Origin of the sequence: Amycolatopsis sp. NPDC058278, from assembly GCF_042881395.1 — a bacterium.
In the GTDB taxonomy this organism is placed as follows: Bacteria; Actinomycetota; Actinomycetes; order Mycobacteriales; family Pseudonocardiaceae; genus Amycolatopsis.
The window spans coordinates 1-12,886 of sequence record NZ_JBHVXZ010000132.1 but is presented as its reverse complement, the minus strand read 5'-3'; the positions used below and the strand labels follow the sequence as shown (position 1 = coordinate 12,886).

Here is a 12,886-nt window from a genome sequence, read left to right as displayed (position 1 = left end):
CCCGCGGAATGCACGCCCCGGCGCCCGTGAAGGCCACCCGCGCCGGTGGCCTTCACGGGCATCCGATCAGCCGAGCCCGTTGAGGCCGATCACCCGCGAGTACCAGTGGGCACTCTGCTTCGGCGTCCGCCGCTGCGTCGCGTAGTCGACGTGGACCAGGCCGAACCGCTTCGCGTACCCCTCGGCCCACTCGAAGTTGTCCAGCAACGACCAGTAGAAGTACCCGCGCAGGTCGACGCCCGCCTCGATGGCCTCGTGCGCCGCCCGCAGGTGGGAGTCGAGGAACGCGACGCGGTCGGTGTCGACGATGTCACCGCCGTCGGAGACGACGTCGGGGTAGGCCGCGCCGTTCTCCGTGATGTACAGCGGCACCGGCCGGTAGCCGCGGTGCACCTGCAGCAGCGACTCGGTCAGCCCGGCCGGCTGGACCTCCCAGCCGGAGTCGGTGCGGGGCGCCGCCGGGTCCGGGACGAAGTGCACGTCGGCCGCACCCACCCACTCGGGGCCCGCCGGCTCGCTGCCCGGCACCGGACGGCCCGCGACGCGGTAGTCGCGGTAGTAGTTCACGCCCAGCCAGTCGACGTGCGCGGCGATGACCGCGGCGTCGTCGTCGCGCACGACCGAGCCGAGCCCGAACGGCTCGAGGTCGGCGACCAGGTCGTCCGGGTAGCCGCCGCGCAGCACCGGGTCGAGGAACAACCGGTTCTGCAGGCCGTCGATCCGCCGGGCCGCGGCGACGTCGGCGACGTTGGCCGGGTCGTGCGGGACGACCGGGTACAGGTTCAGCGTGATGCCGGCAGCGGTCTCCGGGGCGTGCTGCCGGATGATGTCCATCGCCAGGCCGTGGCCCAGCAGCAGGTGGTGCGTCGCGGCCACGGCCGCCGGGTGGTCGGCGCGGCCGGGCGCGTGGATGCCGCCCGCGTACCCGAGCATCGCCGCGCACCACGGCTCGTTGAGCGTCGACCAGCTGGCGACCCGGTCGCCCAGCCGCTCCAGCACGGTCTCGGCGTACTCGGCGAACCGGTAGGCCGTGTCCCGGTTGGTCCAGCCGCCCTTCTCCTCCAGCGCCTGGGGCAGGTCCCAGTGGTACAGCGTCGCCCACGGCTGGATCCCGGACTCGAGCAGGCAGTCGACCAGCCGGTCGTAGAAGCCGAGGCCGGCGGTGTTCGCCTCGCCGCCGTCCGGGCGCACCCGCGGCCAGGCCAGCGAGAACCGGTAGGCCCCGAGGTTGAGCCGGCGCATCAGCCCGACGTCTTCGGAGTACCGCCGGTAGTGGTCGGCCGCCGGTTCGCCGTTGTCGCCGCCCCGGACCGCACCCGGGCGGCGGGCGAAGACGTCCCAGACCGAATCGGTGCGCCCGTCGGCCGTCGTGGCCCCTTCCACCTGGAACGCCGCGGTGGCGGCGCCCCAGACGAAGCCAGGCGGGAACATCAACGCGGTCTCCGCCCGAACGCTGTCGGGATGTACGGACATGTTCACCCTTTCACGGCACCTTGCATGATCCCGGCCACGATCTGGCGGCCGAGGAGGACGAAGACGATGAGGATGGGAATGGTGGCCAGGGTCGTGCCGGCCAGGACGAGCGAATAGTCGACGTAGTAGCCGCTCTGCAGCTTTTCCAGGGCCACCTGGACGGTGGGGTTGCCGGCGTCCAGCACGACGAGCGGCCACAGGAAGTCGTTCCACGACATCATGAACGTGAACATCGCGAGGATCGCCGCGGCCGGGCGCACCGCGGGCATGCAGACGTTCCAGAAGATCCGGATCATGCTGCAGCCGTCGACGCGCGCGGCCTCGACGAGCTCGTACGGCAGCGCGTCGATGGTGTACTGCCGCATCCAGAACACGCCGAACGCGGTGACCAGGTTGGGCACGATCACCGCCGCCAGGCTCCCCGTCCAGCCCAGTTCGGACATCGCGATGAACAGCGGGATGATGCCCAGCTGGGTGGGCACCGCGAGCGTGACGACGATGAACACGAAGGCCTTGTTGCGCCCCCGGAACCGCAGTTTCGCGAAGGCGAACCCGGCCAGTGAGGAGAACAGCACCGTCGTCAGCGTCACCGTGCCGGACACGATGACGCTGTTGGCCAGCGCCTTCCAGAACGGCACGGTGTCGAACACCCGCGCGGCGTTGGCGAAGAAGTTGCCGCCGGGCACGAACGGCGGGATGCGGTCGGTGAGCATCCCGTTGTCGCGGCTGGCCACCAGGAACGACCAGTAGAACGGGAACAGCGAACCGAGCACGAAGATCGCCAGCACGATGTAGGTCGCCTTGCGCGGCTTACCGAGCGTGGCGACGCTCTTGCGCAGTCCCGTTTTCGGAGAGTCACTCTGGAGTGTCGTCATTTCTTCTTCACCTTCACCGCCGGGGTGCTGGCGATCCGGCTGGTGAGGAAGAAGTTCGCCAGCGCGATGAGCACGATGATCAGGAACAGCACCCAGGCGATCGCCGAGGCGTAGCCGAGGTCGGCGTTCTGGAACGCCGTCTGGTAGAGGTACAGCGTCACGGTCTGGAACTGGTTCGTGGAACCGCCGTTGTTCGACCCCGGCATGGCGTCGAACAGCTTCGGCTCGGTGAAGATCTGCAGGCCACCGATCGTCGAGGTGATGGTGATGAAGATCAGCGTCGGCCGGAGCAGCGGCAAGGTGACGTTCCAGAAGCGGCGCCACGTGCCGGCCCCGTCGATCACCGCCGCCTCGTGCAGTTCCTTCGGAATGGCCTGCATGGCCGCCAGCACGATCAGGGCGTTGTAGCCGGTCCAGCGCCAGTTCACCATGATCGCGATCGCGACGTGGCTGGCGAACCGGTTGGCCTGCCACTCGATCGGGTCCAGTCCGAAGGTCTGCAGCACGCCGTTGATCAGCCCGTACTTCGGGCCGAACAGGTTGGCGAAGATGATGCCGATGGCGACGAGACTGGCCGCGTACGGGAGCAGGATGCCCACGCGCCAGCCGGTCGCGCCGCGCAGCCGGGCGCCGAGCAGCGCCGCCAGCAGGATCGCGATGACCAGCTGCGGGATGCTCGAGAGCAGGAAGATGCTGACCGTGTTGACCAGCGCGTTCCAGAACTGCGTGTCGGCGAACAGCTCCGTGTAGTTGCCGATGCCGAGGAAGTCGGGGTGGTCGGCCCCGGCCTCCCACTTGAACATCGAGACATACGCGGTGTAGAGGAGCGGGAACAGGCCGACGATCCCGAAGAGGATGAAGAACGGGGCGATGTAGAGGTACGGCGAGACCTTGACGTCCCACCGGCTCAACCGGTGACGGAAGGTGGGCCGGGGAGACACCCGCTCCCCGGCCTTACTCCCTTCTGGCGCGACCTTGTCGATGACGGTCATCGGTTCAGCGCGTGATCTTCTTCGCGGCTTCGACCATCTGGTTCCACGCGTCCGCTGCCGGCTTGCCCTGTTCGACCGCCTGCAGGGCCGGGCTGGACGCGTTTTCCTGGATCTGGCCGTCACCGGGGCCCTTGTACTGCGGCTTCTTGACCTTCTTGGCCTGCTCGGCGAACAGCTGGCCGACCTTCGTGTCGCCGAAGTAGGGGTTGGTGTAGCTCAGCAGCGCCGGGTCCGTGAGCGCCTTGACCTGGCTCGGGAAGTTGCCCTTGGCCTGGAACGCCTTGATCTGCTGCTCGGGCGCGGTCAGCCAGGCCGCGAGTTCGGCGGCCTCCCTCGGGTGCTTCGACTGCGTCGGGACGGTCAGGTACGAGCCACCCCAGTTGCCGCCGCCGCCGGGGAACGCCGCGGTGACCGCCCACTTGCCGGCGAGCTCCGGGCCGGCGTGTTCCTTGATCACGCCGAGCATCCAGGCCGGGCACACCTTCGTGGCGAACGCGCTCTGCTTGAAGCTGGCTTCCCACTCGGGGCTGAACGCCGTGAGCTTGGCCGACTCGCCCTTGGCGACCGCGTCGGTGACCTTGGTCCAGGCGTCCTTGAGGCCCTGGTTCTTCTCGACGGCCAGCTTGTCGTCGGTGCCGATGTAGCCCTCGGGGAGCTGGTTGACCATGGCGTTGAAGTTCTGCGAGGCCGAGTCGAACCACGCCTTGCCGTTGCTCTTCTTCACGAAGTCCGCACCGGCGGCGAAGTAGCTGTCCCAGGTGGCGAACAGCGGCTTGACCGCTTCGGGGTCGTCCGGCAGCCCGGCGTCCTTGAACATGTCCTTGCGGTAGCACATGGCGAGCGGACCGATGTCGGTGCCGTAGCCGATGACCTTGCCGTCCTTGGTCTTGGCGGCTTCGTACTTCCAGTCCAGCCAGCGGTCGGGGGAGGCGTCGGCCGGCCCGATCTTGCTCAGGTCGTTGAACTTCGAGCCCTTGTCGAGGAAGTCGGACAGGTGGCCCTCTTCGAGCGCCGTCACGTCGGCGAGGCCCGAGCCCGCGGCCAGCTTGGTGACGAGTTCCTCGTGGAAGGGGCCGCCCTGGCCGGTCTTGCGGTGGGTGATCTTGATGTTGGGGTGCAGCCGCTCGTATTCCGGGATGAGGTCCTCGTAGCCGAACTCGGTGAACGTCGCCAGCGTCAGGTCGACGTGCTCGTTCGGGTTCGCCGCGGCCGGAGGCTGCTGTTCACCGCCCCCGCTGCAGGCCGAGGCGCCGAGCGCCGTCATCGTGATGCCCAGTGCCAGGACCAGGCCGTTCCGGATCGTTCTCACGTGTCCAACCACCTTGTTGACGGGAATGAGCGCTCTCACTGCTGGGAGCCGATCTGGGAGCGCTCCCAGGTGTGGCAGAGTCTGCTGGGGCCCTTCACCGGTGTCAAGAGGTCGTAACCGGAGTGTTTCCTGCGAGGAGCGCTCCCGGACATTGCCCTGCGTGACCGTTAAGCTGTCGAGGTCCGGGTGGTTGTGGTGAGCGAGGGCGGTGCCGTGGGGCCTCGAGCAGGGGATGAAGAACGGCCGACACTGGAGGACGTCGCGGCGTTCGCCGGCGTGTCGCGGTCGACGGCGTCACGCGCGTTGAACGACGACGCGTACGTCAGTGCGGCGGCGCGGGAGAAGGTGCTGGCCGCGGCCCGTGACCTGGGCTACTCCCCGAACCAGGCGGCTCGGTCGCTGGTCACGCGCCGCACCGGGGCGATCGCGGTGGTGCTGTCGGAGCCGGAGTCCCGGCTGCTCGACGACCCGTACCGCGCGGCCGTGATGCGGGCCGGCTACCGGGAGCTCGCCGACGTCGGCCGGCAGATGGTGCTGATCTTCAGTGACATCCGCGAGGACCTGAGCCGGACGGTCCGGTTCCTCGAAGGCGGGCACGTCGACGGCGCGCTGGTCTTCGCGCCGCACCGGGCCGACCCGCTGCCCAAGGCGCTGCGGCTGCTGCGCATCCCGGTGGTGTTCGGCGGCCAAGCGGCCGGCATCCGCCGCGGTGTGCACGTCGTCGACTTCGACAACGAGGGCGGCGCCCGGCTCGCGGTCGAGCACCTGGTCGCGTCCGGCAGGCGGCGGATCGCCACGATCGCCGGCCCGCAGGACCAGAGCGCCCCGATAGACCGCCTCGCCGGCTGGCGCAAGACCCTCCTCGACGCCGGGCTCGACCCCGCCGACCTGGCCGAAGAGGCCGACTTCACCCTTTCGGGCGGCGCGAACGCGATGTCGGCGCTGCTGGCCCGGCACGCGGACCTGGACGCGGTGTTCGTCGCCAGCGACATGATGGCGGTGGGCGCGCTGCGCACGCTGGACGCGGCCGGCCGCCGCATCCCGGGCGACGTCGCGGTGGTCAGCTTCGACGACAACGCGACACTGGCCCCGGCCATGGACCCGCCCCTGACGTCGGTCCACCAGGACCCCCGCGAGCAGGTCCACGCGATGGTCGAGACCCTGATGCGGCTGCTCGACGACCAGAACCTCAAACCGCGCCAGCACATCCTCCCGGTCTCCCTGGCGGTCCGCGCCTCGAGCTGACCCCGTGTCGTCCCCCCGATCACGCGTGTCGACCTCCTGATCACGCGTGTCGACCCTTGCCGCACGCGCCCGAGGGCCGAACCGGCGTACCCGATGGGTCGGTCGGCGTACCGGCGGGCCGGTTCGCGTGTCTAGAGGGTCGGTTCTCGTGTCTGGAGGGTCGACACGCGTGTTTCACGGGTCGACACGCTTGAGGTAGAGCCCGCTCGGCGGGGCATGACTCGATGGGTGGGAACGTTCCGGTCCGAGATGCACGCCTTTGGCGCTAAACGGCGTTTCCCGGACACCCCGCGTGACCGGTTGGTTAGGCCGAACGGGTGGTCGTACAACTTTCGGGTACGGCTGTTCAGGAGTGTTCAGTGAGCCGGTGTTCGCCGGGCGCGCAGGTGTGACACCCGGGGCTGCGGTGTCCTTCTGACTCGATTCTTTACATCCAGGTTTCCGGCTGGCTACCGTCTGCGCCTGGAAGCGCTCCCAGATCGCTGGCTCCCTACGGACAAAGGAGTTCCGCAGCCATGCGTTCCTCTCCCCGAAAGCGCGCGCGTGCGCTGGCACTGGCCTCGGCCGTGCTGGCGGTCACGGGCGCGGTGGTCGCCCCACCTCCGGCGCTCGGCGCCGACATCGCCTGTTCCGTCACCTACACCACCAACGACTGGGACACCGGGTTCACCGCCAACGTCTCGCTGCGCAACGACGGGGCGCCGCTCGACAGCTGGAAGGTCGGCTGGACGTTCCTCGACGGCCAGAAGGTCCAGCAGGGCTGGAGCGCGACGTTCGCCCAGACCGGCGCCGCGGTCACCGCGACGAACCTGTCCTACAACGGCCACCTCGGCACCGGGGCGAGCACGTCGTTCGGGTTCAACGGCTCGAAGGGCTCGGCCAACCGGCCGCCGACGGACTTCTCGGTGAACGGCAGCGCGTGCACCGGGGCCAACAAGGCACCCACCGTCAGCCTGACCGCGCCGTCGCCGACCGGGACGTACTACGCCCCGGCGACCATCCCTCTAGCCGCGACGGCCGCCGACAGCGACGGCACGGTGAGCAAGGTCGAGTTCTACGCCGGTGACACGCTGCTGGCCACCGACACGGCCGCGCCCTTCGAGGGCAACTGGGGCAACGTCCCGGCCGGGACGTACTCGATCACCGCGAAGGCCTACGACAACAAGAACGCGTCGACGACGTCCAGCCCGGTCAGCGTGAAGGTCCTCTCCGGGCCGACGATCGTCGCCACCCCGGCGACCGCGCAGGTCAAGCAGGGCGGGAAGACGACGTTCGCGGTCTCGCTCGCCGGTGCGCCGACCGCCCCGGTCACCGTCGACGTCGCGAGGACGGCGGGCAGCGCCGATCTGACCGCGAGTCCCACGAGCCTCACCTTCTCGACGACGAACTGGAACGTGCCGCAGAACGTCACGGTCACCAGCGCCGACAACGGGGGAGCGCTGGGCAGCGCGACCTTCACCGCGAGCGGCACCGGCTACACCGCGGCCACGGTGACGGTCAACGAGATCTCGTCGTCCACTTCGGACTACCAGCTCGCGTTCCTCACGCAGTACAACAAGATCAAGGACCCGAACAACGGCTACTTCCGCAAGTTCGGGAACATCCTGGTGCCCTACCACTCGATCGAGACGCTGATCGTCGAGGCGCCCGACCACGGGCACGAGACGACGTCGGAGGCGTTCAGCTACTACCTGTGGCTGGAGGCGTCCTACGGCCGGGTGACCGGTGACTGGGCCCCGTTCAACCAGGCGTGGACGTCGATCGAGACGTACGCGATCCCGTCGGCGGCGGACCAGCCGGGCAACTCCGGCTACAACGCGAGCAAGCCGGCCACGTACGCGGCGGAATACCCGAGCCCGAAGTCCTACCCGTCGCAGCTGCAGAGCGGCGTGCCGGTCGGTGCGGACCCGATCGCGGCGGAGCTCAAGGCGGCCTATGGCTCGCCGGACGTCTACGGCATGCACTGGCTGCTCGACGTGGACAACATCTACAAGTTCGGTCACTGCGAGGACGGCACGAACACCGCGCCGGCGTTCATCAACACCTTCCAGCGCGGTTCGCAGGAATCGGTCTGGGAGACGGTCACCCAGCCGAGCTGTGACCTGCTGAAGTTCGGTGGCAAGAACGGGTACCTCGACCTGTTCACCGGCGACTCGTCGTACGCGAAGCAGTGGAAGTACACCGACGCGCCGGACGCGGACGCCCGCGTGGTGCAGGTGGCCTTCCAGGCCGAGAAGTGGGCCCAGGAGCAGGGCAAGAGCTCCGACGTCGCGGCCGTGCTGAAGAAGGCCTCGAAGATGGGCGACTACCTCCGGTACTCGCTGTTCGACAAGTACTACAAGAAGATCGGCAACTGCGTCGGCCCGTCGACCTGCCCGGCCGGCACCGGCAAGGACAGCGAGCACTACCTCATTTCGTGGTACTACGCCTGGGGCGGTTCGGCGGACACCGCCAGCTCCTGGGCGTGGCGGATCGGTGACGGCGCGGCGCACCAGGGTTACCAGAACCCGCTGGCCGCGTACGCGTTGTCGGCCGACCCGGGCCTGAAGGTGACTTCGGCGACCGGTGCGACGGACTGGGCGACCAGTCTCGGCCGGCAAATGGAGTTCCTGCAGTGGCTGCAGTCGTCCGAAGGCGGCCTCGCCGGTGGCGCGACCAACAGCTGGGACGGTCAGTACGGCACCCCGCCCGCGGGCACGCCGACCTTCTACGGGATGTACTACGACTGGCAGCCGGTCTGGCACGACCCGCCGAGCAACCAGTGGTTCGGCTTCCAGACCTGGGGCATGGAGCGGATCGCCGAGTACTACCAGGCGACCAACGACGCCCGGGCGAAGAAGATCCTCGACAAGTGGGTGCCCTGGGCGATCGCGAACACCACGGTCGGCGCCGGCGGGAGCTTCCAGATCCCGTCCGACCTGACCTGGAGCGGCGCGCCGGACACCTGGAGCGCCACCAGCCCCGGCTCGAACACCGGCCTGCACGTCTCGGTGAAGAACTACAGCCAGGACGTCGGGGTCGCGGCCTCGCTCGCCAAGACGCTGCTGTACTACGCGTCGGGGTCGAGCAACGCCCAGGCCAAGACGGTCGGGGAGCAGCTGCTGACCGCGCTTTCGGCGAACACGGACACCAAGGGCATCGCGGTGCCGGAGACCCGGTCGGACTACGACCGGTTCGACGACAAGTACAACGCCACCACGGACCAGGGGCTCTACGTGCCCTCGGGCTGGACGGGCACGATGCCGAACGGCGACCCGATCAACGCGAACTCCACGTTCCTGTCGATCCGTTCGTTCTACAAGAGCGACCCGCAGTGGCCGAAGGTCCAGGCCTACCTGGACGGCGGCGCCGCGCCGACGTTCACCTACCACCGGTTCTGGGCGCAGTCGGAGATCGCCACGGCGTTCGCCGCGCACGTCGCCCTGTTCGGCTGAGAGGCACCACATGAAGCGACTGCTCTCGCTGGTGGTCGCCGCACTGGTCGGGGGCGCCGTTCTCACGGCGTCCCCGGCCGCCGCGGCCCCGGAGACCACGGCGGCGGCCGGCACCGGCACCGGGTTCTGGCACGCCGCCGGATCCCAGCTGGTCGACGCGACCGGCGCGCCGGTCCGGATGACCGGCATCAACTGGTTCGGTGCCGAGACCGGCAACTACTCGCCGCACGGGCTGTGGAGCCGCAACTACAAGGACATGCTCGACCAGATGGCCGGGCTCGGGTACAACACGCTCCGGCTGCCGTACTCGAACCAGCTGTTCGACGCCGGGTCCAAGCCGGTCAGCATCGACGCCGTGCAGAACCCGGACCTGCAGGGCCTGTCCGGCCTGCAGGTGCTCGACAAGATCGTCGCCTACGCCGGCGTCAAGGGCATGCGCGTGCTGCTGGACCGGCACCGGCCGGACTCCGGCGCGCAGTCCCCGCTCTGGTACACCAGCGCGTACTCGGAGAGCCGCTGGATCTCCGACTGGACGATGCTGGCCCAGCACTACAAGGGCAACCCGACGGTGATCGGCGCGGACCTGCACAACGAACCGCATTCGATCCAGGGTGGCGGCGGGGCCTGCTGGGGCTGCGGCGACACCGCGACCGACTGGCGGCTCGCCGCCGAACGGGCCGGCAACGCGGTGCTCGCGGCGAACCCGGACTGGCTGATCGTCGTCGAAGGCGTCGACTGCGTCAGCGGCACCGGCGACCCGCAGTGCGGCTGGTGGGGCGGAAACCTCTCCGGGGCCAGGCAGTTCCCGGTGCGGCTGTCCAAACCGGACAAGCTGGTGTACTCGGCGCACGAGTACGCGACGTCGGTGTTCGCCCAGAAATGGTTCTCCGACCCGGCGTTCCCGGCGAACCTGCCCGCGCTGTGGGACCACTTCTTCGGCTACCTGCACAAGCAGAACATCGCGCCGGTGCTGCTCGGCGAGTTCGGCAGCACGCTCGCCGACCCGCGCGACAAGGTCTGGCTGCAGGAGCTGATGAAGTACGCGGGCACCGGGACGAGCGGGATGAGCTTCACCTACTGGTCGTGGAACCCGAACTCGGGGGACACCGGCGGCATCCTCAACGACGACTGGACCACGGTCAACCAGACCAAGCAGGCGATCCTGCAGCCGTACCTGATCCCGCCGGTGGGTTCGGGCGGCGGCACGACCGACCCGCCGCCGCCGGCGAGCTGCGCGGTCACCTACCACGTCGACAACACCTGGCAAGGCGGCTTCGTCGCCACGGTGACGTTGAAGAACACCGGAAGCTCGGCCCTGAAGAACTGGGCGCTCGGCTGGACCGTCCCGTCCGGGACGCAGATCACCGGCAGCTGGAACGCGACCGTCACGCAGACCGGGCAGCAGGCGAGCGCCAAGGCGCCCACCTGGGCGCCCGACCTGGCCGGCGGGGCCTCGGTGTCGATCGGCATCCAGGCGACCGGCGCCTCGACCGGCACGCCCGGCGGCTTCGCCGTCGGCGCGGCCGCCTGCACCACCTGACCCATCCAACGACGAACACTGAGGAGCGCACTCAATGAGGAGTGAATTCTGGTCCGCGAAGAGGAAGTCACGGTTCGCCGTGGCGTCCTCGGTAACAGCGGCAGCGGTCACCGCTGGACTACTGGTGGCGGGGGGCAGCCCGGCGGGCGCCGCCACCGGCTGCAAGGTCACCTACACCGTCAACTCGTGGGACACCGGTTTCACCGCCAACGTCGCCGTGACCAACCTGGGTGACGCCGTCTCGTCCTGGAACGTCGAATGGGACTTCGGTGGCAACCAGAAGGTCCAGCAGGGCTGGAGCGCCACGTTCAGCCAGAGCGGCAAGCACGTGAGCGCGAAGAACCCGTCGTGGGGCGGGTCGCTGGGCGCGAACGCCACGGCGAGCTTCGGCTTCAACGGCTCGTACTCGGGGACGAACGACATCCCGACTTCGTTCTCGCTGAACGGTGCCCACTGCGACGGCACGCCTCCGGTCACGACCACGTCACCGACGGGGCCGACGACGGTGACCACGTCACCGACCACCTCGACGACGCCGACCACCCCCACCACCCCGACGACGATCACCACGACGCCCCAGCCCGGGACGCACGTGGAGAACCCGTACGCCGGGGCGAAGGGGTACGTGAACCCGGACTGGTCCGGCGAGGTGAGCGCGGCGGCCGCGGCCAAGGGCGGCACGCTCGGCGCGCAGATGGCCAAGGTGGCCAACACCTCGACGGCGGTCTGGCTGGACCGGATCGCCGCGATCGCCGGTACGGCGGACTCGCGCGGCCTGCGCGGGCACCTCGACGCGGCGCTGGCCCAGGCCAGCGGCGGGACGCCGGTGACCATCCAGATCGTCGTCTACGACCTGCCGAACCGCGACTGCGCGGCGCTGGCGTCCAACGGTGAGCTGAAGGCCGCCCAGAACGGCCTGGCCCGGTACAAGAGCGAGTACATCGACCCGATCGCGTCGATCATGTCCGACCCGAAGTACTCGTCGCTGCGGATCGTGACGGTCGTGGAGCCGGACTCGCTGCCGAACCTGATCACGAACACCTCGATGGCGACCTGTGCGGAAGCGCAGTCCAGCGGGGTGTACACGCAGGGCATCCAGTACGCGCTGAACAAGCTGCACGCGATTTCCAACGTCTACAACTACCTGGACATCGCGCACTCGGCGTGGCTCGGCTGGGACAGCAACTTCCAGCCGTTCGTCAACCTGGTCAAGCAGGTGCTGCAGGGCACCACGGCCGGCGTGAACAGCGTCGACGGCTTCATCAGCTCCACGGCCAACTACACGCCGCTGACCGAGCCGAACCTGCCCGACCCGAACCTGAACGTCGGCGGGCAGCAGCTGAAGTCGGCGACGTTCTACCAGTGGAACCCGTACTTCGCCGAGATCCCCTTCGCCACGGCGATGTACAACGCGTTCGTGTCGGCGGGCCTGCCCAGCGGCATCGGCATGCTGGTCGACACCTCCCGCAACGGCTGGGGCGGCGCGGCCCGGCCGAGCGGGGCGTCGGGGTCCACTGTGGACGCATACGTGAACTCGGGCCGGATCGACCGGCGGCTGCACCGCGGCAACTGGTGCAACCAGAGTGGTGCGGGCCTGGGTGTCCGGCCGACGGCGTCGCCGGCGGCGCACTTCGACGCCTACGTCTGGATCAAGCCGCCGGGTGAGTCCGACGGCGCGAGCCAGCAGATCCCGAACGACGAGGGCAAGGGCGCGGACCCGATGTGCGACCCGACGTTCCACGGGACGCAGCAGGCCAACGGCGGCAACTTGACCGGTGCCCTGCCGAACGCCCCGCTGTCCGGCAAGTGGTTCGAGGCCCAGTTCGAAGAGCTGGTCCAGAACGCCTACCCGGCGGTGCAGTAAGACAAGACCCCGGGCCGGGCGGTGCCGCGCAGCCGCCGCCCGGCCCGGCCTCCACCACGGCGGCCGCGGCCCGTCCCGCCGGGCCCGCCGCCCTGGTCCCGCCCGGACGCCTGACCGCCCGGGCGGGACAGCGGGATCCGGCCGGGGGTGACCC

General features: G+C 69.3%; 8 protein-coding genes. 4 read left to right on the top strand and 4 right to left on the bottom strand.

Features of this window, described 5'->3' with window-relative positions:
- Positions 1–66 precede the first annotated feature (66 nt).
- From ACFVYA_RS41620 to ACFVYA_RS41605, 4 genes are read right to left on the bottom strand one after another with little or no spacing between them, the layout of a single operon-like run.
- Positions 67–1,479, bottom strand: coding sequence for a GH1 family beta-glucosidase (locus ACFVYA_RS41620; protein WP_387053036.1), 1,413 nt, complete (start codon positions 1,477–1,479; stop codon positions 67–69).
- Positions 1,476–2,348 carry a carbohydrate ABC transporter permease gene (locus ACFVYA_RS41615; RefSeq protein WP_285992354.1) on the bottom strand — a complete coding sequence of 291 codons (873 nt, stop codon included), beginning with the start codon at positions 2,346–2,348 and terminating at the stop codon, positions 1,476–1,478. Before ACFVYA_RS41615 ends, ACFVYA_RS41620 begins: the two co-directional genes overlap by 4 nt.
- Entirely contained in the window at positions 2,345–3,340 is a 996-nt protein-coding gene (locus tag ACFVYA_RS41610) for a carbohydrate ABC transporter permease (RefSeq protein WP_285992353.1), read from the bottom strand. Before ACFVYA_RS41610 ends, ACFVYA_RS41615 begins: the two co-directional genes overlap by 4 nt.
- A gap of 4 nt (positions 3,341–3,344) precedes the next feature.
- Positions 3,345–4,649: an ABC transporter substrate-binding protein gene (locus ACFVYA_RS41605; RefSeq protein ID WP_285992352.1), complete on the bottom strand. Its 1,305-nt coding sequence runs from the start codon at positions 4,647–4,649 to the stop codon at positions 3,345–3,347.
- A gap of 249 nt (positions 4,650–4,898) precedes the next feature.
- Here ACFVYA_RS41605 and ACFVYA_RS41600 point away from each other — a divergent pair, with 249 nt between their 5' ends.
- The 4 genes from ACFVYA_RS41600 to ACFVYA_RS41585 all read left to right on the top strand — a co-directional run bounded on the left by ACFVYA_RS41600 (position 4,899) and on the right by ACFVYA_RS41585 (position 12,732).
- Positions 4,899–5,894 (top strand): LacI family DNA-binding transcriptional regulator, encoded by a 996-nt coding sequence (locus ACFVYA_RS41600; RefSeq protein WP_387053059.1) that lies wholly within the window; start codon positions 4,899–4,901, stop codon positions 5,892–5,894.
- Positions 5,895–6,409: 515 nt separating this feature from the next.
- Entirely contained in the window at positions 6,410–9,328 is a 2,919-nt protein-coding gene (locus ACFVYA_RS41595) for a glycoside hydrolase family 48 protein (RefSeq protein WP_387053033.1), read from the top strand.
- Positions 9,329–9,338: 10 nt separating this feature from the next.
- Positions 9,339–10,868 carry a cellulase family glycosylhydrolase gene (locus tag ACFVYA_RS41590; RefSeq protein WP_387053031.1) on the top strand — a complete coding sequence of 510 codons (1,530 nt, stop codon included), beginning with the start codon at positions 9,339–9,341 and terminating at the stop codon, positions 10,866–10,868.
- A 34-nt stretch (positions 10,869–10,902) separates the two neighbouring features.
- On the top strand, positions 10,903–12,732 hold the full coding sequence (locus ACFVYA_RS41585; protein WP_387053029.1) for a glycoside hydrolase family 6 protein: 1,830 nt from the start codon (positions 10,903–10,905) through the stop codon (positions 12,730–12,732).
- Positions 12,733–12,886 lie beyond the last annotated feature (154 nt).